The following is an 18,898-nucleotide window of genomic DNA, read 5'->3' as shown; positions in this document are numbered from 1 at the left end:
GGATCCGGGCGGCGCAGGCCAACCGGGTTCCGGGGAGCACTTTCCCCTCCTGTAACCTCAGGAGGCAGAAAATGACCACGGTAAACGTGAAGAAGACCAGTTATAACTGGCGTGTTGTAGACATTGTTGTGGCGGCTTTGATCGCCATTGCCGGCGGCGTGATCTTCTGGGCATGGTCCCAGGGTGCGGCTCTGGTTTCCATCCCCATGAACGCGACGTATCCGCCGCTTACCGGTCTGATCGCCGGCGGTTGGATGATTCCCGCGGTCCTGGGCATGCTTATTATCCGCAAGCCGGGTGCAGCGTTGTTCTGCGAAGCTGTTGCCGCCACGGGCGAGCTCATCATGGGTTCGCAGTACGGCACCACCGTGCTCATCTCCGGCGTTCTGCAGGGACTGGGCGCCGAGCTCATCTTCGCTGCCTTCCGGTACAAGAAGTTCAACCTTCCCACGGCACTCCTTGCGGGTGCCGGTGCGGGCCTCTTCTGCGGCTTGAACGACTCCTTCCTTCCTTGGGGCTGGAACATCGCTTACGAAGCCGTGGACAAGCTGGCGTACATCACCTTCACCACCATTTCCGGGGCGATCATCGCGGGCGCACTCTCCTGGGTTGCGACGCGCGGGCTGGCCAAGACCGGTGTGCTGAGTTCCTTCGCCTCGCGCAAGGCCGCTTCGGAGCCAGTTTTCAACTGATGTCCGCCACGCAAAGCGGCGCGGTGCGGCCTGCTGCCATCTCAGCCGAGGGCTGGGGATGGCGGCATGCCGGCCGGGCCCAAGCTGCCATTCAGGGCCTCGACCTTCGGATTGAACCGGGGGAGCGCGTGCTGCTGCTGGGTCCTTCCGGTGCCGGCAAGTCCACGCTCCTGCATGCCCTCGCCGGGGTGTTGGGGGATGAGGAAGACGACTCGGATGAGACCGGCTCGCTCCTGATCGACGGCGTTGCTCCCCGCGAGCAGCGTGGCCGTGCCGGGCTGATGCAACAGGACCCGGAAACACAGGTGGTCCTCTCCCGGGTGGGGGACGATGTAGCCTTCGGCGCGGAGAACCTCGCCGTCCCGCGGGACGAAATCTGGGCGCGCGTCCATGAAGCGCTCGACGACGTGGGGTTGCGTACCGCGGCAGGCGGCGGTTTGGCGTTGGATCACCCGACGGCGGCACTCTCCGGAGGCCAGAAGCAGCGCCTGGCGCTGGCAGGCATTTTGGCGATGCGACCCGGCCTGATCCTGCTGGACGAACCAACAGCCAACCTGGATCCGGCAGGTGTTTTGGAGGTCCGTGATGCGGTAGGGCGGTGCCTGGACAAGACCGGTGCCACCCTTGTGGTGGTGGAACACCGCGTGTCCGTGTGGAAGGACCTGGTGGACCGGATTGTGGTCCTGCAGCCGGGGTCCACAAAGGCGGCGGGCTCAGACCGTTTGGTACCGGGCCGGGCATCGGGGGGCGTTCTCTTGGACGGGCCGCCGGACCAAGTCCTTTCAGAAGCCCGCACCATGCTCATGTCAGCCGGCGTCTGGGTGCCGGGGTACGTCCCGGCGACCCGGGAACGGCGCAGCGAACCCCACGCCGAACCCCACACCGCGCAGCTCCTCCTCGCGGCGCAGGACCTCGCAGTTTCCCGGGAAAAGCCACGACGCAAGAGGTTCAAGACCATCCCGCCCGTGCCGGTTCAAACGGGCATCAGTGCGCAGGTCAGGGCCGGCCAGGCACTGACCATTACGGGTCCGAACGGTGCCGGCAAATCCACTTTCGCGCTCACGTTGGCCGGCCTTCTGGCGCCGGTGGACGGCAAGGTCAGTGCCGCCGTCGAACTTTCCGAGGGCGCCGGCATTGACCCGTACAAGTGGAAAGCCGAGCAGCTGATCTCCCGCATCGGGACGGTTTTCCAGGAACCTGAGCACCAGTTCGTCACAGGCAACGTCCTGGATGAGCTCATGTTTGGTCCGAAGCATCTGGGCCACGGCGAGGAACGCGTGGATGAACTGCTGGAGAGGTTGCGGTTGACGCACCTCGTGGATGCCAACCCGTACACGTTGTCCGGCGGGGAGAAGCGGCGGCTTTCGGTGGCCACGGTTCTCGCGGCGCACCCGAAAGTGCTGGTCCTGGACGAGCCCACCTTCGGTCAGGACGCTAATACCTGGGCAGAATTGGCGTCGTTCCTTTCAGAGCTGCTGGACGCCGGAACCGCAGTGGTCTCTGTGACCCACGACCAAGAATTCAGTGCTGTGCTCGGCGGAACGGAATTGCGGCTCGGCCCGGTCCCACAGGCTGAAACCACGCGCCAGGAAGCGGGTGCAGCATGAGGGACGCCCTGAACCTGCGCGGGAACCACGCCCTCCTGACCAAGGCCAACCCTTTGGCCAAGTTCGCGTCCGTCTTCCTGATTTCCCTGGTGCTGGCCCTGTCCATCGACTGGGTCTCGGCCTCAACGGCACTCCTTGCGGAACTTGCGCTCTTCCCCTTGGCCGGCCTCACCCTCAGGCTTTTGTGGCAGCGGGCCTGGCCCTTGATCATCGCGGCAGCGATCGGCGGCTGGAGCACCGCGATTGTGGCGGCGGACAGCGGCGCAGTATTGCTCGACGTCGGACTCTGGTCCATCAGTGAAGGTTCCCTGGAGCTGGGGCTGGGTTTCATGCTGCGCGGTTTGGCGATTGCGTTGCCGGCGATCCTTCTGATGACCTGCACCGATCCCACCGACCTGGCTGATGCCTTGGCGCAGAAGGCGAAGCTGCCGCACCGCTTTGTCCTGGGCTCCCTCGCGGCGATGAGGCTGGTGGGGCTTATGGCTGAGGAATGGCAGACCATCGGAATGGCCCGCCGCGCCCGTGGGGTGGGTTCCCAAGGCAGCCCGTTCCAACGGCTGAAAGCGACCCTCGGCCAGAGCTTTGGCCTGTTGGTCCAAGCGGTCCGCAGGGCTTCCCGGCTGGCAGTGACCATGGAAGCGCGCGGTTTCGGCGGCGGACAACGGACGTGGGCACGTGAATCCACGTACTCGATGCTGGACGCGTGGGTGGTCCTTGGCGGACTGGTCATAGCGGCCGGTGCGGTGCTGACAGCTGTAGGGGCCGGAACTTGGAGTTTCGTCTGGCGCTAGCGCTGGAGGCGTTGGTGAGCTGGGCACCCAGCGTGCCGCCGGCCTGTTGGGGGTGCCGGCGGCACTTCACTGCTCAGAGGTGGCTACATTGCTCAGAGGTGGCTACGTAGCCTGCTGCTCCTGGATTTCGTCGAAGCCTGCGCGGGTCAGGAACCCCAACTGGGCTTCCTTCTCAGCGAGCTGAATGATGGGACCCAGCTCAAAGCACGTCGCTTCCAGGCGGCGGAGGGCCTTGGCGTTGCGGGAGTCCGGTTCCACCACAATCCGGTCCTTGCCCGGCAGGGAGAACATGTACTTGATCAGGGACGTGCCCAGCTTCGGAGTGAAATGCGGGATAGGCCGTGTGGCGGGGGCCAGGAGCAAGTGCATGCCGATATCCGCCTCGCGGGCCGGGTAGGCCTCGCCCACGGGATCGTGCAGCGGCTCGTAAGTCTGGAAGAGGGCCAGCGGCTCGCCATCAAGGATGGCCAGGAACGTGTGGTGGGTTTCCAGGGAGTCAAGGAACTCGTAGATCTCCAAGACTTCTTCCCGGGAGTTCTCCGTCATGCCCCAGAACTTGGCGCGGGGCTGGGTGACCCATTCGAAGATGAGGTCAATGTCCTCGGCAGGAATCAGCGGGACAAGCCGCAGCGCGCCCCATCCTTCGAGGTCTTCGGAGTAGATGGTAGTGCGGACGGAGAAGTCCTGGGTGGTGGTGGTCATGGCTTCCTTCGGGGCTGATGCGGGCTGATGCGGGTTGATGCGGAGTAATTCGAGCTTGATGCGGGATGCGGGGAACGGGCTGGGTCAGGGACGATCTTTGGTCAGTTCAGGCCAGTCAGTGACCACCGGGGCGAGTTGCCCCGCGGTCCAGAGCGGGAGCTGATCGGCGAAGTGCTGGTGTCCCGGTGTGCCGGAAGCACCGAAAGGCACGATCCAACGGCTGTTGCGCCGATCGGCCAGGTCCCAGATGTAACGGGCTACGGGGCCACGGAAGCTTCGGTCATCTACGCCTGGCAGGCTCTCGGTGCACAGAACGCATCCGGTGTCTCCGCTGAGGTCGGCCGTGGGCGCGGATGATGCGAGCGGTCCGGGGAGGACATGAACGGCCAGAAGCTTGTGGCGGTCACCCCAGGCAGCGCCGTTGAGCATGGATTCCTCCAACGCAACGTCTTCAAGAGCGGCGGCAGCTTCCACTCCAACGCTGATGCCGAGTTCGTTGCCACGAACAAGCAAGGTCTCCACCGCGAAACCAATGCGGGATGCCACGGACAACCACGGCCCGAAGAGCGGAGAGTACCCGGTGGGCTCCTTAAGGGGAGCCAGCGCAGGGTGCCGGGCGAGGCGCTGGACCATGGCTCCACGCCAGGCTGCAAAGACAGCAGCTTGGTGGCTGCCGGCATCCATCAGGCCACCCCACGTCAACAACAGCGAACGCAGGGCCTTGGCCTCCCCGGACAGGTCCTCGGCGGCCATGCCTGAGAGCACGGACCGGAACAACGGCCACGGACCCAGCAAGGTGTCCGTGTGGATAGCCCGCATCGCGTCCACGGACAAAGGCCCGGGAGTCGATTCCAACAACTCCCTGATACGCAGCGCGCGGTGCGCAGGCGCAAACTCCATGGCTACGGCATCACCGCCGCCTGCTTCGCGGTCGTTCGCGCTCACGGCAAACCGCTGGACCTCGGTGCGGGGCAGGACCACGTACTGTTCCTCCCACTCGTGGCGGGCCGAGAAGGCTGGGGCGGGTAAGCGCCGGTTGGCCAGATTCCGTTGCGGAACCAACCCGGCAACGAAATGCCGTACTGACCCGGAAACTTCGGCCGCCACCACGCTGTTGACGGGCTCCACCCAAGCATCGAACGCGGCTTCCACCTCGGAGACACTCCGGCTCCGCAGCAGCGGCAGGAGGGCCTCGAAACCCAGCCGCCCCTCCACCCTGGCCGGGAAACGCAAACTGAGCGCGCCGCCGTCGGGCGTTTCGGAGATGACCGGACCGCGCGCCGTTTCAATAATCTCAACGGACACCGCCTCACCGCCGCGGACGGTGATGGTTTCGGAACTCACGACGACGGGTTCCCAGCCTTCCGCTCCCCGCGCCTCGACGCGATCACCGAAGGTATCGCTGATCCGTCGAAGCTCCTCCACGAAGAGGTCCTGGTAATCGGCCATGGCATTGGTGATGGCCCAGGCGGTGCTGCCGGTGTGGGCAAAATGTGGAAGGCCGGGAACACCGGGGAAGGCGAATCCGATTGCGTCGAACTCGGGGCAGGCCAGCCGGATTTGTTGGTAGACGCCGGGAAGTTCCATGAGGCGGTGGGGGTCGCCGGCTATCAGCGGCAGGCCGGTTGCCGTCGTCGAGCCGTGGGCGGCCCAGGCGTTACTGCCTGACCACACGGGCGCCTCGATGCTGAACAGGCTGACGGCGTCATCGCCGAGCGTCCGCGCGACGTGTGCCCGAAACAGTTTGTTGGGGAACGTGGAGAAGAGGATGTGGTGCACCAGGAAGACGCCCAGCGGGGTCCACGGATTCCACGGCTCAGGTTCGCAACCGGACTTTTGGAACTCGGTTCCGCCCCGATGGCCGTCCGTCAGTGCTTGATTGATGCCTGCCACGTACTGTCCGCACCAGCGTTGAGTGGCGGCGTCGAGGTTTTCAAAGCAGCGGCGCGCGGTGTCATCCAGCTGCGCCTGGCGGGCGAATCGGTCCCAGATCACTGCGTCTGCACCCAGTATTTCGGCCGTGCGGCCTTCCGAACGCCACCGTTCCAGCTCGATCTGCCACGAGCGGTCCGTGGCCGCGTTCAGCCCTTGCAGAAAGGCGAGTTCGTCGGCTGAATCAGCCCACAAATGCGGGATTCCCCACTGATCCCGGTAGGTTCCGGAGCCGCCTGCCGGGGCGGTATGGTGCGTCGGGGCAGGCGTCATAATCTCTGGCCGCTTTCGAGCTTAGGTTAGGCTTACTTAAGCTCAAGATAAATGGCTTTGGCCTCGTTCACAAATCGTGGACATTCGTGAAGGAGTGTTGCTTGAAGCGCAATTGGGAAGGCGTCGTCCTCAAAGTCATGGGCGCCAAGGACTTCACCCTGGAGGTCACGGGAAGTGAAGAGATCACCCCTGACTTCCTCCGCGTGCACGTGCGGGACGGCGGACTCCTGGAGCGCAGCGGCCTGCATCCCACCATGTGGATCCGGCTCTGGTTCAACGATTCCGGGAAGGCCCACCAGCGCGCCTACACCCTGGTCAACGCCGCCCCTGCAGACGGTACGTTCAGCATGGACTTCGCGATGCACCACGGCGTTGCCGCGGATTGGGCCCGCACAGTGCAGCCCGGCGACACGATCGATGCCACCGTTCAAGGCAGCTCCTTCACTTTCCCGCAGCCCGCCCCGCGCCGGATCTGGGTAGTGGGAGATCCCGCATCCATCCCTGCCATCAATTCACTGCTGGACGAGCGGCGGCGTGTTGCTGCAGGCGCGGCTCCCGTGACGGCTTGGCTTGAATACCAGCACGACGCCGACCCCTCGCTTGAGGTGCGTACCTCCGGTTCCGACGTCGTCACCTGGATTCCCCGCAAACGTGACGGTGCCGCCCTGGTGGAGGAAGTCTGCGCTGCGCTCACGGCAGACACTGTTTCCGTAGGAGACGACTTCTTCTGGATCGCGTGCGAAGCATCAAGTACGCGGGCAATCGTCAAGCACCTGAGGAAAGACCTCGGCGTGGATAAGCACCGGATTGATGCGCTGGGGTACTGGCGGGTCTAGCGACTGGCGGGTTACTCGCGCCAGTTAAGGAAGCCCTTCTGCCCCTCCGGCGGCGTGAGCACCACGTCACGGCCATACTTCTTCCTGGCGTCAGCCCCGGAGAAGGCGTCCGGCACGATGCGGACCGCCTTGGTTACTTTGCCGTCTTTCAGGAAGACGAAGAGTGCCGGTGACGCGGTGTAGCGGCTCTCCTTGGTGAGGGGTTCCCCAAAGGTTTCCTCGATGTCCTTGGCCGGGGTTCCTGACGTGACAAAACCGGCCTGGTCCCATTCGAAGTCCGTGGCATCGGACAGCTTGAGAGCAGTGCCGTTCGTGGCGGACTCCAGGACCTGATTGTTGAGGTGGTCGTTCGTTTCTGGCATGACGGATCCTCCAAGGGAACAAGCGGCCAAGGCGCAGGCCAGCACTAAGGTGAGCAGGCTGTTAAGGGCGACGCGGGGCATCGCAGTCTTGGTGCGGCGTCGTACGTTGGTGGTGGCAGGAAGACTCACGACGTAGTCCTGGACTCGTCATTGAACTCCGGATCTTCGCCAGGGGCAGGCTCGGCATTGCCGGCGTCGCCCGTCTGGTCAGCGGGGATCTGGTTTGACGGGTGCGGCAACAGGTCAGGTCCCACCACCACGGTGTCTCCGTTGTTGACGGCTTCCTCGATCAAGTTTGCAAGCTCCTCAGCACTGGCATCCGGATTGGCAATGGCCACATTGCGGCCAACCTCATTGTTGTATAGATCCATTGCTTCGCGCGGAGCCGGATTTCCAGGGAGCTGCTCGTGGGCGGTGGCGTAGTCCTCGGCCCAGTCCGCGCCGAACTCTTTCACCATGAGGGCGTTCCAGTAGGCGTGGCGGAAAGCGTCATTCTGGTCATCGTTGCGGTCTTCGCTGGGAAAACGCTCATCGGCAACACTGAAAGCGTCGTCGTGAATGCCCTTGAAAGCGTTCAGCTCGAAAGGTCCCAGACCATTCAGAAGTTCAGCTTCCTTCTCGGTCACTACTCTTTGGTCCGTCACGAATCGCAACGGATCCCAGTCGCCCGGCCAATTGGTGGTCTCCGCGTCACTGACTTGGTACTTCTCCAGGATTTCCTGGGGTGTGGGCTGGGTGGGGTCGGTGGTCTTGGTCGTGGCGTCATTCGCCGGTTTGGCGGAGTCTCCTTGACTGGAGTTCCCTGAACCGGTGCCGCTGCCGCCGCTCCCGCTGCCTGAGCTGCCGCCGCCCTCAGTGGACGCGCTCGACTGCTCGTCCGCATTGGTGAGCACAGACTTGGACGCTTCTTCTATCCCCCGCGAAGTCCTTTCAAGCAGCGGCCGTAAGTGGCCCTGCCAGTCGGAGGCGAAGCGTTTGGCATCCTGTCCCTGCCAATGGGCGCCCTGCGTGATCAGGGAGTCGAGCTCCCGGGCGCGGGTGGTCAGCAGCGAGGCCCCGCTGGCAAGGGCTTTTGATAGTGCTTTGAGCTGATCGACGTCGGCGCCGTAGAAAGGCATATTTCCCCCTGAGCTTTCCTGTACATCCTTCGCGAACTCCCGTTAGGGCACAATGGGGAGCTCTACCCTTGAAGAAACTGAGGGAAAGCGTTCGCCCACGGCGAGCCGCCGGCGTCGTGCTCTATATCGCACAGGACGGGTACGATGTGATGTTTACCGCTGAATTGGCATGTTGCGCCAAACTTCTAGCTCATCTGTGATATTTATTATATATGACGCAACCTACCGCCGAACATGTAGGCCTCCTGCTCCGCGACGCCCGTGGCGAAAAAGGCTGGACGCAGGGGCAGCTGGCTACTGAGCTGGGAACCAGCCAGAGCGCAATCGCCCGGATGGAACAGGGCAAACAGAATCTCAGCCTCCGAATGATTGAACGCCTCGAAGCCATTTTTGGGCGCTCCATCGTCAAAGTGGGCAAACCGCAGATGACTCACCTCCGCGTGGAGGGCGGCCGAACCCTCTCCGGCGAAGTGGACGTGAACAGCAGCAAGAACGCCGGCGTGGCCCTCTTGTGCGCGAGCCTTATTAACCGCGGCACCACCACGCTGCGTCGGCTGGCCCGGATCGAGGAAGTCAACAGGATCGTTGAGGTGTTGACCTCCATCGGCATGGAATGCACGTGGCTCAACGGCAGTGATCTCCGCATCCGGCGCCCCGAGGTCCTGGATCTTGAGTCCATGGATGTTGACGCCGCCCGGCGTACCCGCAGCGTCATCATGCTGCTGGGTCCCCTCCTGGATGAAACCAGCGAATACCTTCTTCCCTACGCCGGTGGCTGTGACCTCGGAACGCGCACGGTGGAACCTCACATGCAGGCGCTTCGCCAGTTCGGCCTGGAGGTAGAGGCGAAGTCCGGTTTTTACTCCGTGACTGCGCCTCCCGCCGACGATCTCGATCGCTCCTTCGTCCTGACCGAACGCGGCGACACCGTAACAGAGAATGCCATCATGGCGGCGGCCCACCGTGAAGGCACCACCATCATTCGGAACGCCAGCCCCAACTACATGGTGCAGGACCTCTGCTTCTACCTCCAGGGCCTCGGTGTGGAGATTGACGGCGTGGGAACCACCACGCTGAAGATCACCGGACGCTCGGCCATTGATGTGGACATTGAGTACTTCCCGTCTGAAGACCCGATTGAGGCCATGAGCCTGATCACCGCCGGCATTGTGACCAATTCCGAGGTCACCATCCGCAGGGTTCCCATCGAGTTCATGGAAATTGAACTCGCCACCTTGGAGCAGATGGGCCAGAACCTCGAGGTTTCCGGCGAGTACATGGCGCGCAACGGACGCACCCGGCTGGTGGACGTCACCACCAAGCCGTCGGAGCTCCGCGCCCCGCAGGACAAGATCCACCCCATGCCGTTCCCTGGCCTGAACATCGACAACCTGCCGTTCTTCGCAGTGATCGCAGGTAATGCCGAGGGCCAGACCATGATCCACGACTGGGTTTACGAGAACCGTGCCATTTACCTGACGGAACTCAACAAGCTGGGCGCTCAGGTGCAGCTACTGGACCCGCACCGGATCTACGTCAACGGACCCACCAAGTGGCGTGCCGCGGAAATCGGCTGCCCACCGGCCCTCCGCCCGGCCGCTTGCCTGCTCCTGGCGATGTTGGCCGCCAGGGGAACCTCCGAGCTGCGCAACATCTACGTGATCGAGCGCGGCTATGAGGACCTTGCGGAGCGCCTGAACACCATTGGCGCGAAGATCGAGTACTTCCAGGACTGACACTGGCGCTGCGGGACGCGACGCGCCCGTTCGCGAGGGACGCGCCCGACGCGCCCGTTCGCGCCAGCCGCGCCCGTTTGTGCCATGTGGTGCTCCAGTTTCCGCCATCTGCGCCAATTACCTCTGGTGCGGATGGCGGCAACGGGTGCGCAACGGCGGAGGGGCCGGCCAAGGCGAGCTGGAGCTGGTCAGGAGACTTCAGCTTCCTGCTCTTCCCATGTCATCAGGTAGGCGCCGATGGTCCCCTCCACCAAGTAGAAGAAGAGCGGCGGGATGTCCTTCTTAGCCACAAGGACGGCGCCGTAGACGGGTGCGCTGGCGGCAGCCATGACACCGATCCAGCGGTTTGTGGGCAAGGAAAGAAGACTCCCTCCGAGCGCGGCCAACGCCACGACGTGAAGTCCGGAATACACCAGGAATGGCGCGCTGGACCCCCTGCGATAGGCGAACCCTTCGATGTCAGAAGCCCGCCGGGCGAGGCTTGAGACGAAGAACGGGGCGCCGGCGAGTAAGGCGGCGGATGCAGCGAAAGCCCACTTCTTCGCTCTCCCGCGCGATGCACTGCCCGAGAATGTGTTTCGCCCAGAGACGATCACTCGCCCCGGCCCCGGCGCTCTTATCCGGTGCACGGTCCTGCTCCGGGACAGTGTTCTTGTCCCGAACAGTGTTCTTGTCCCGAACAGCGCTCTTGTCCTGAACAGCGCGGGCGAATGCGGCGAATCCCACGGGCACGGCGACAGTTCCCACGGCGGTCAGGTGCTGGCCAACAATCCATCCGCGCTGGCCAGCTGTCAGCATGCGCAGCCGCTCGGCGTCATCGGGCGTGATGTAAACACGGGAGACCGGCGAGATTCCGACGAACCACACCACCGTGCCGGCAACGATGACCGCTCCGGCACGGCGATAGGGATGGTTCCCGCTCATGGCAGCAAGGTTAGACCTGTTTGAGGGCCTTCTCCAGATCCGAGATGAGGTCGTCCACGTCTTCGAGCCCTACGGACAGGCGGACAACACCATCGGAAAGTCCGATCGCCGCCCGCCCCTCCGGTCCCATGGCCCGGTGGGTGGTGGTGGCAGGATGGGTGATGAGGGACTTGGAGTCGCCCAGGTTGTTGGAGATATCAATGACGGTGAGGCCGTCGAGCAAGGCGAACGCAGCCTCTTTGGCTGAACGCCCGGCCGAGGGAGACAGTTCAAAGGTCAGGACGGTGCCGCCCGCCTTCATCTGCTTCGCAGCAAGCTCGTACTGCGGGTGAGACTTCAACAACGGGTACTTGACCCAGCTGATGGCGGGTTGCTGCTCAAGCCACTCAGCGATCTTCAGAGCGGATGCCGAGCTGTGGTTCACACGCAGTCCGATGGTCTCCAAGCCCTTGGTCAGCACCCAGGCATTGAACGCGGACAGTGAAGGACCGGTGTGCCGCATGAGCTGCTTGACCGGGCCGTCGATGAATTCCTTGGTGCCCAGGATTGCGCCGCCAAGCACACGTCCCTGGCCGTCGATGTGTTTGGTGCCCGAGTACACAATCACGTCGGCGCCCAGCTCTCCACAGCGTTGCAGCAGGGGAGTGGCAAAGACGTTGTCCACCACCACAGTGGCCCCGGCAGCATGCGCCAGTTCGCTGACTGCAGCGATGTCCACGATCTCCTGCATGGGGTTGGACGGAGACTCGAAGAAGACTGCGGTAGTGGGCTCGGAGAGGGCTTCGCGCCACTGCTCCAAATCCGGGCCATCCACGAAGACCGTGTGAACGCCCCACCGCGGCAGGATCTCATTGAGGATCACAAAGCAGGAGCCGAACAGGGAGCGGGCGGCAACCACGCGGTCGCCGGCAGCCAGCAGGGCACCCAAAGCAGTAAAGACCGCGGACATACCTGACGCCGTCGCAAAGCACGCTTCGGTTCCTTCGAGCAGCCGCAGCCGCTCCTGGAACGTTGCGACGGAGGGGTTGCCGTAGCGGGAGTAAACGAAACGTTCGTCCTCACCAGTGAAGGCGCGCTCGGCGGCAGCGGCGGATTCGTAGACGAAACCGGAGTTCAGGAAAACGGGCTCGGATGTTTCCTGAAAATTAGTACGGTCAAGGCCACCGCGGACGGCCTGGGTGTCGGGGCTCCAACCGGCGGCGTCGGGATTGAAAGTCACTTACTCGGTCCCCAAATTCGTCGGCAGGCCACGGTTCTTCCAGCCGTTGACTGTGCGCTCGCCGTAGCGGTCCGGTTCTCCTTCAAAGCCCTCCAGGACGTTGTAGGAAGTGAAGCCGGCCTGCGTTGCGGCGATGGCGGCGGAGATGGAGCGCTGGCCGGAACGGCACAGGAACACCAGCTCAACGCCGTCGTCCTCGGGGGCCTGCTGACGCAAATCCTCGATGAAGCGGGAGTTGGGGATACCGCCGGCAAGGTTCCACTGAATGAACAGGGGGTCGTTCTCCGTGGCTTTGGTGTCCGGAATTCCGATGTGGGCCCACTCGCCCTCAGTGCGGACGTCCACCAGGATGGCGCCTTCTTCCAACTTGGCCCACGCATCCTGCGGGGTCAGGTCACCTGCGTAGCTCATGCGTGGCCCTCGAACGCTTCGTCGTCGTAGTTCTCAAGCTGGTCCACTGCAGTGGCAACTGCGGCATCGGCATTGGCGATAGCGGCGGGGAGCACAATTGCTTGGGCCACAATGACGTCCGTGCCGTTGAAGGTGGCTGCCGGGCTGCCATGGAGCACATAGCCCTCGGCGAGGGCACTGTGGATCCGCTCGCAGAAATCACGGGTGTCAGGGCCTGTAATCAGGCGATAGGAAAGTTTTTCTTCAGTGGGTTCAGGCATAGCTGGTGCTCCTCAGTCACGCTTGCAGTTCGAATTGTCGATACGCCGAGTAGTCACCTGAGGCACCCCGCCGGAGAGAGGGTTGCCGACCAGCAAGTCAGGGCTTTGCGCTGGTACTCATTACTCAAGAAAAACGTAACATCCACGGGCCTCGGGCTGCACTTGCGGGCTGTAGTCCGGCCGTCATGTTGCGTAATCGGGGGCAGCTTCCCTTATACGTGTTTCAGTGCACGCACTGCGGCGCCCACAGTGGGGAAGAAATGGTCTGGCGTAAACCGGGCTGCCGTGCCCAGCCGGATCAATTTGTCCTTTACAGGTCCCTTCAGTTCGGCGAACACGAGGTCCACGCCTTTGCTGGCCAGCCATTCGTCCAGCGTGACGAGGTCATCCAGTGCGGTGGTGTCGATCCCGGTGATGGGCTCTGCGGCGAGGATGACGTGCGTAATCGGGTGCGCAGTCTCCTCCGGGGCTTCGTCCAATTGCTCCCGGACAAAGGCCGCCAAAACCTGCCCGTTGCCGAAGAACAGAGGTGCATCAAAACGGAGGATCAGGAGTCCGGGGATTCGTTCGCCGTCGGGGTGCCGCTCGAGGTCGTGATAGCCGGGGAGCCCAGCTTCCGCTCCGAGTTCTGTCCGGTAGGGATCCCAAGCCCGCCGAACAAAGTCCAGAAGTGCCAAGGCTATGGCTACGACGATTCCCTGCAGCACACCCACGGTAAGGACGCCCAGGAACGCCGCCAGCATCACCACGGATTCGCTCCGGCTCAGGCTGAGGAGCCGCTTGACGCCGGCAGGGTCTGCCAGACTAATCGCCGCGGCGATAACGACGGCGGCCAAGGTCGCCGAAGGGAGGTACCCGGTAACTCCGGGAGCCAACAGCATGAAAGCCAGAACCAGCACCGCTCCAACCACCCCGGTCATCTGGGATTTGGCGCCGGCGTCCACAGCCACGGGCGTCCGCGAGGTACTGCCGGATATAGGGAACCCGCCCAGCAAGCCGGTGGCTGCATTGGCTGCCCCAAGGGCGGCCATCTCCCTGTTGCCCGAGACTTTCTTCCCTTCCTTGGCTGCCAGGGTTTGGGACAGGACGCCAGTGTCGGCGAAGACCATGAGGGCAATACCGGCGGCAGCCGGAAGCAACGTAAGCGCGTCAGCCCAGCCTATTCCGCCGAGTGCGGGCATCGGCAGCCCCTGAGGCAACACCCCGGTGACCTTGACGTCGTCGTTCAGGCCCCAAACAGCCGTCGCAACGCATGAAACCACCACCGCCAGCAGGACGCCGGGCACCTTCCATTTCAGAAGTTTGGGGATCCAGATGAGCGCGAGTGAACCTATGCCCAGCAGGAGCGCGGTGATGTTGACCCCGCCGCCCAGCAACCCGGTGGTGACCTTCGCGAGCTTTTGCCAGATGTCGCCGTCGGCCTCTACCCCCAGGAACGCCGGGAGCTGGGACAACGCCACCAGCAAGGCGATTCCGTTCAGGTATCCGAGCCTGATGGGTTTGGACAGCAGACCGGTGATGGCACCGAGTTTCAGGGCGGAGCCCGCGAGCATGATCACCCCGATCAACACAGCCAACAGCCCGGCGAGTGCCACCGATCTCTCACTGCTGCCGGCCGCAAGCGGAACAATGGCTGCGGCGATCATGGGGGCAAGGGATGAGTCGGGTCCCAAGACCAGAATGCGGGACGGCCCCACCACGGCGTAAACCAGCAACGGGATCACCGTGGCGTAGAGCCCGGTGACAGGCGGCAAACCGGCCGCCTGCGCGTACGCCATGCCGGCAGGCACCAGCAGGGCAAACAGTGCTGCACCCGCCACGGCGTCGTGCCGCAGCCATTCACGTTTGTACCCCTTGAGTGCCCAGACGCCCGAAAGGCGGTCCTTGGCAGAAGTGCGGGTGGCTGAACTCATACAGCGATCATTCCGGACCCATGGTGTTTGCGGAACAAGGGGAACGCTGTATGTGGAAAATGCCACCATCATGAGTCCGGCCCAAATGTGACGTCCCGGGAGCATAATTGACCCAGTACGACCCCCTGTAACTTCGCATGAAATCAGGTCGCGGTGAACGGACAAAGCAGTTCTACACTCAAGCCCATGCTGCACTTTGGATGGTTCGTAGGCCACGGTTTTGGTGTTCAGGGCTGGGGGACTCCCGGCTATGGCCTGGGCTACGACTGGAAGAAACCCGCCCTGTATCAGGAAGCCGTCCGGGCGTTTGAGCGATCCGGCTTGGACCTGTTCATCATTGAAGATTCCCTCACGGTTCCGGACACCTATGGCGGCACGGCCGAGGTGTCCCTGGCGCACGCGTCGTTCGCCCCGAAACATGACCCGCTGGCGTTGGTCCCCTACCTTCTTTCCGCCACTGAGCACCTTGGCATCGTCCCGACGGTCAGCGCCTCTTTCTACCCGCCCTTCACTGCCGCCCGGCTCCTGGCAACGCTGCAGCACTTCTCCGAAGGGCAGCTTGGCTGGAATGTTGTCACGTCCGGCAGTGACCTCGCCGCGCAGAACTACGGCTTGGACCAGCAGATTGAGCATGACCTCCGGTACGAGAAAGCGGAGGAATTCGTCGACGTCGTCAGGCGGCTTTGGCGCAGTTGGGAACCGGGCGCCGTGCTTGAGGATGTTGACGCGGGGGTGTTCGCGGACCACAGCAAAGTGCACCCCATTGATCACCAGGGTGACTTCTTCAAGGTCAGGGGCCCACTGAACACTGCGCCTTTACCCGAGGAACCTGTGCTGGTTCAGGCCGGTGCTTCTCCCCGGGGCAAGGCATTTGCCGGCGGCAATGCTGACGTGGCCATTGCGCTGGCCCGTGGCGTTGACGGGATGAAGTCCTACCGGGAATCCATTCGCGCAGAAGCTGTGAAGGCCGGCCGCAATCCCGACGACGTCAAGGTACTTTTCGTCCTGAAGCCCACCGTCGTTGGTTCCCCGGCCGAGGCCGAGGAGTTGCGGGCCCGGCGGCGGGAACTCACTCAACGCGACATCGACAGTCAACTGAACTCCATCTCCTACCTCTCTGTGATCGACTTCAAACAGTTCGACCTGGACGCTCCACTGCCTGAATTGAGCACCAACAGCAACCAGGGCACCCTGGAGCACTTCGCCAAGGCCGCACCTCCGGGTTCCACGCTGCGCCAGATCCTCCAAGCACGAAGCGGCGGCGCGGGCGACTCAATCATCGGCACAGCAGGCGAAATCGCTGACTACCTCGAAGAGACAGGGTCTGAGGTGGGCGGCGACGGTTTCCTCTTCTCCGGCTTTGTGGACCCGGTGACAGTGCACAGCGTGTTGGACAAGCTCACGCCCGAACTGCGGCGTCGCGGCCTGTTGAGGAAGAGTTACGGCAACGGCGGGTTCCGGCAGAACCTCCTGGACTTCTAATGGTGTCCGGGAAGCCGCGGACCTTGGTGATTGGTACATCTCCGGTGCGGGCTGCGGATGTGGCACTTGTCGCCGAGGATCCCGCGTTTCACGTGAAACTCAACCGGGATGCGTTGTCTTTGCTGCAAAAGTCGAGGGAAGTCGTGGAGCTGGCCGCGGCCTCCGGACAGCGCGTGTACGGCCTCAACACCTTGCTGGGCTCCGGCCGGGACACCGCTGTGGAGGAGAAGTCGCTCCTTGCCTATCAGGTCCAGGTGATCAGGTATCACAACAGTGGGGTGGGCTCGTATCTGGACCGTCCTGCCGCCCGGGCCGTGATCCTCACCCGGCTGATTGGGTTCAGCCGCGGCGGCTCCGGCGTGCGCCCCGGAACCGCCGAGTTCTATGCTGAAATGCTCAACCGAGGCGTGTTCCCCGCCATCCCGAGTGAAGGTTCGGTGGGCTCGTCGGACCTGACTCAACTTGCCGCCGTCGCCGCCGTTGCCATCGGGGAAGGTGAGGCGTTCAGCGCGGACGGCACCCTGATCTCCGGTGCCAAAGCGCTCGCCGACGCCGGCCTCCAGCCCCTTGTTCCCGCGCCCGGTGAGGCCCTCGCCCTGGTCAGCGCCAACGCATACTCGGTTGGCGCCGGAACCCTCGCCTTGCTGCGGCTGCAGCATCTGGCCGAGCTGGCCGACGTCGCACTTTCCCTCTCGCTTGAGGCGATCGCAAGGTACGACGGCGGCGGGAACCTCAGCCCGTTTTCGCCGGCAATCCAGGCGGCCAAGGCGGTGGACGGGCAACGGGACTCGGCGGCCGCCGTCCGCCGTCTGTTGAGCGGCGGGTGGCTGGAGGATGTTCGCCCCGAAGTGTCGGTTCAGGACGCCCTGTCATTCCGGGCCGCACCGCAGACTCACGGTGCCTTTCGGTCCCTCGTGACGCAGCTCGATGCTGCCTTGGAGGTGGAGCTGAACGGCCGCGGTGATAATCCGCTGGTTGATGTCGAGTCGGGTCACATGGTGTCCGGCGGGAACTTCCAACCGATGCAATTGGCTCTCGCGTTTGAGGGCCTGCGGCTGGCGTTGGCGCACGTGGGAATATCCAGTGAGCGTCGCATCGCCAAGTTGTATCCTCCGCAACGGGCTATCCGCGCCCGCCATCTGCAATCGGCGTCCTCCGGGGAGGGCCTGGCCCAGGAGGAACTTCCCGGGCTGCTCTGGTACTCGGCTGCCGGCCTGCTGGCCGAGCTTAAGTTCCTTGCTGCCCCCGCAACGCTGGGTGCCCCCACACTTTCCGCCGACGTCGAGGACCATTCAACGCTTGCTCCGCTGGCCTTGCAGCAACTCGAAAAGTCGGCGGAGGCCGCTGAAAAGCTCTTGGTGATCGAGGCGCTGACGGCTTCGTACTTGCTGCTTGAGGCGGGCGCCGCGCAGCCGCTGGGAAAGGGGACCGGCTTTGTGGTGGGCCGACTCGCGGACGTGCTCGCCCGCCGGCCATCGGCGCCGGACTTGGTGGAACGGGCGCGGGCGGAATTACGTGATGCCGTGGCCCGGGAATTTTCGGAGGCAGGGGAGAAGACGTGGTGAGTACAGTGATCCGCAAACATGGAGTGCACGCGGCTGTCTCCGTCCCTGACGGGCTGGATGTTTCAGTCCTGGACAAGGTGGGCAACACACCACTGGTGAAGTTGGAGACGTTGGGCCGCGGTCTGGGCAGCACCATCCATATCAAGCTTGAATCCGAAAACCCGGGCGGCTCCATCAAGGACCGTACGGCCCTGAGCATGGTCCGTGCGGCGGAGAAGTCCGGGGAGCTGAAGCCCGGTGCCACCATTGTGGAGAGCACGTCCGGCAATACCGGCATTGGGCTGGCCCTCATTGGGCACCTGACCGGACACCCGGTAGTGGTGGTTACCGGCGATACGATTTCCGAGGAGAAGCTCGCCGCGCTGCACAACTACGGCGCCCGCGTCATCCTGACCGACTGGAACGCGCCGTCGGAATCGCCGGAGAACGCCCGGGCTGTGGCGGCGCGGATTACCGCGGAGACACCCGGCGCGTGGCGGCCGATGCAGTTCGACAACCCTGCCAACCCCGCCGCGCACTATGAAACCACCGGGCCGGAAATATGGGAACAAACTGGTGGTTTGATCACCCACTTCGTAGCAGGCATCGGAACCGGCGGGACCATCAGCGGGAACGGCAAGTTCCTCAAGGAACGCGTGGCAGCTTCGCGGCAGGGCGGGCATCTGGAGGTTGTGGGTGCAGATCCCTATGGCTCCGCCTACAGTGGCGGACACCCAGGCGAGATCCTGGTGGACGGCGTGGGCAACTCCTGGCCCCAGTCTGAATGGCCCAAAGCCTTCGATCGCTCCATCGTGGACCGTTTCCTGCGCATCCCCAACGACGAGGTCTACACCACCGTCCACCGGCTCCTTGACGAAGAAGGGCTCGCGCTGGGGCCGTCCTCGGGTCTCGCTGTGGCTGCGGCCATTCGGGTGGCACGGGCGGCGCCCCACGGTTCCGTGGTGGTGGCCATCGCGCCCGACGCCGGAACGAACTACATGAGCAAGGCCTTCAACCCGGTGTGGCTGGCAGAGCACGGCATCCGGCTCGCCGCAGACACCCCTGCCGCACGCGAGTAGAACCCTCTCTCACGTCC

General features: G+C 63.7%; 18 protein-coding genes and 1 riboswitch. Of the genes, 8 read left to right on the top strand and 10 right to left on the bottom strand.

The features are described 5' to 3' along the window. The first annotated feature begins 71 nt into the window (after positions 1-71). The 3 genes from CQ020_RS12985 to CQ020_RS12975 are packed head-to-tail and all read left to right on the top strand — an operon-like array spanning position 72 to position 3,090. Positions 72-692 carry an ECF transporter S component gene (locus tag CQ020_RS12985; RefSeq protein ID WP_024818345.1) on the top strand — a complete coding sequence of 207 codons (621 nt, stop codon included), beginning with the start codon at positions 72-74 and terminating at the stop codon, positions 690-692. Next, positions 692-2,299, top strand: coding sequence for an ABC transporter ATP-binding protein (locus tag CQ020_RS12980; protein ID WP_105692220.1), 1,608 nt, complete (start codon positions 692-694; stop codon positions 2,297-2,299). Before CQ020_RS12985 ends, CQ020_RS12980 begins: the two co-directional genes overlap by 1 nt. Further along, positions 2,296-3,090: an energy-coupling factor transporter transmembrane protein EcfT gene (locus CQ020_RS12975; RefSeq protein WP_062068399.1), complete on the top strand. Its 795-nt coding sequence runs from the start codon at positions 2,296-2,298 to the stop codon at positions 3,088-3,090. Before CQ020_RS12980 ends, CQ020_RS12975 begins: the two co-directional genes overlap by 4 nt. A gap of 102 nt (positions 3,091-3,192) precedes the next feature. Here CQ020_RS12975 and CQ020_RS12970 read toward each other — a convergent pair whose 3' ends face one another. Further along, positions 3,193-3,792: a GNAT family N-acetyltransferase gene (locus CQ020_RS12970; RefSeq protein WP_105692219.1), complete on the bottom strand. Its 600-nt coding sequence runs from the start codon at positions 3,790-3,792 to the stop codon at positions 3,193-3,195. Between the two features lie 84 nt (positions 3,793-3,876). Further along, positions 3,877-5,997 (bottom strand): penicillin acylase family protein, encoded by a 2,121-nt coding sequence (locus tag CQ020_RS12965; protein ID WP_105692218.1) that lies wholly within the window; start codon positions 5,995-5,997, stop codon positions 3,877-3,879. A gap of 101 nt (positions 5,998-6,098) precedes the next feature. On the opposite strand from CQ020_RS12965, the gene CQ020_RS12960 reads away from it, so the two are divergent. Continuing rightward, the gene (locus tag CQ020_RS12960; RefSeq protein WP_105692217.1) at positions 6,099-6,833 is read left to right on the top strand and encodes a siderophore-interacting protein; all 735 of its coding nucleotides are present in this window, start codon (positions 6,099-6,101) and stop codon (positions 6,831-6,833) included. A gap of 11 nt (positions 6,834-6,844) precedes the next feature. Here CQ020_RS12960 and CQ020_RS12955 read toward each other — a convergent pair whose 3' ends face one another. Next, positions 6,845-7,324 carry a hypothetical protein gene (locus CQ020_RS12955; protein ID WP_105692216.1) on the bottom strand — a complete coding sequence of 160 codons (480 nt, stop codon included), beginning with the start codon at positions 7,322-7,324 and terminating at the stop codon, positions 6,845-6,847. Then, positions 7,321-8,313 (bottom strand): WXG100 family type VII secretion target, encoded by a 993-nt coding sequence (locus CQ020_RS12950; protein WP_105692215.1) that lies wholly within the window; start codon positions 8,311-8,313, stop codon positions 7,321-7,323. Before CQ020_RS12950 ends, CQ020_RS12955 begins: the two co-directional genes overlap by 4 nt. A 212-nt stretch (positions 8,314-8,525) precedes the next feature. On the opposite strand from CQ020_RS12950, the gene CQ020_RS12945 reads away from it, so the two are divergent. Next, positions 8,526-10,049: a UDP-N-acetylglucosamine 1-carboxyvinyltransferase gene (locus tag CQ020_RS12945; protein WP_105692214.1), complete on the top strand. Its 1,524-nt coding sequence runs from the start codon at positions 8,526-8,528 to the stop codon at positions 10,047-10,049. Between the two features lie 188 nt (positions 10,050-10,237). On the opposite strand, the gene CQ020_RS24500 is transcribed toward CQ020_RS12945, so the two are convergent. The 6 genes from CQ020_RS24500 to CQ020_RS12915 form a co-directional block, all read right to left on the bottom strand. After that, positions 10,238-10,405, bottom strand: a complete 168-nt coding sequence (locus CQ020_RS24500) for a hypothetical protein (RefSeq protein ID WP_258141875.1) — start codon at positions 10,403-10,405, stop codon at positions 10,238-10,240. A gap of 103 nt (positions 10,406-10,508) precedes the next feature. Beyond that, positions 10,509-10,973: a hypothetical protein gene (locus CQ020_RS24495; protein ID WP_258141874.1), complete on the bottom strand. Its 465-nt coding sequence runs from the start codon at positions 10,971-10,973 to the stop codon at positions 10,509-10,511. A gap of 10 nt (positions 10,974-10,983) precedes the next feature. Next, positions 10,984-12,192, bottom strand: a complete 1,209-nt coding sequence (locus CQ020_RS12930; protein ID WP_024818334.1) for an O-succinylhomoserine sulfhydrylase — start codon at positions 12,190-12,192, stop codon at positions 10,984-10,986. Further along, positions 12,193-12,603 (bottom strand): rhodanese-like domain-containing protein, encoded by a 411-nt coding sequence (locus tag CQ020_RS12925; protein WP_105692213.1) that lies wholly within the window; start codon positions 12,601-12,603, stop codon positions 12,193-12,195. Continuing rightward, the gene (locus CQ020_RS12920; RefSeq protein WP_105692212.1) at positions 12,600-12,863 is read right to left on the bottom strand and encodes a DUF1737 domain-containing protein; all 264 of its coding nucleotides are present in this window, start codon (positions 12,861-12,863) and stop codon (positions 12,600-12,602) included. The genes CQ020_RS12925 and CQ020_RS12920 overlap by 4 nt, the downstream gene beginning before the upstream one ends. A gap of 13 nt (positions 12,864-12,876) precedes the next feature. After that, a riboswitch (SAM riboswitch) is annotated at positions 12,877-12,988 on the bottom strand. An 87-nt stretch (positions 12,989-13,075) separates the two neighbouring features. Further along, complete coding sequence (locus tag CQ020_RS12915) at positions 13,076-14,776, bottom strand: SulP family inorganic anion transporter (protein ID WP_105692211.1); 1,701 nt, start codon at positions 14,774-14,776, stop codon at positions 13,076-13,078. 153 nt (positions 14,777-14,929) lie between these two features. Here CQ020_RS12915 and CQ020_RS12910 point away from each other — a divergent pair, with 153 nt between their 5' ends. The 3 genes from CQ020_RS12910 to CQ020_RS12900 are packed head-to-tail and all read left to right on the top strand — an operon-like array spanning position 14,930 to position 18,881. Next, positions 14,930-16,258, top strand: a complete 1,329-nt coding sequence (locus tag CQ020_RS12910; RefSeq protein WP_105692210.1) for an NtaA/DmoA family FMN-dependent monooxygenase — start codon at positions 14,930-14,932, stop codon at positions 16,256-16,258. Further along, positions 16,258-17,823, top strand: a complete 1,566-nt coding sequence (locus CQ020_RS12905; protein WP_105692209.1) for an aromatic amino acid ammonia-lyase — start codon at positions 16,258-16,260, stop codon at positions 17,821-17,823. Before CQ020_RS12910 ends, CQ020_RS12905 begins: the two co-directional genes overlap by 1 nt. Continuing rightward, on the top strand, positions 17,817-18,881 hold the full coding sequence (locus CQ020_RS12900; RefSeq protein WP_105692208.1) for a PLP-dependent cysteine synthase family protein: 1,065 nt from the start codon (positions 17,817-17,819) through the stop codon (positions 18,879-18,881). The genes CQ020_RS12905 and CQ020_RS12900 overlap by 7 nt, the downstream gene beginning before the upstream one ends. Positions 18,882-18,898 lie beyond the last annotated feature (17 nt).

Source organism: Arthrobacter sp. MYb23 (assembly GCF_002979775.1).
Taxonomy (GTDB): Bacteria; Actinomycetota; Actinomycetes; order Actinomycetales; family Micrococcaceae; genus Arthrobacter.
Note: the sequence above shows the minus strand (reverse complement) of the source record. Positions and strands in the feature narration are given on the sequence as shown.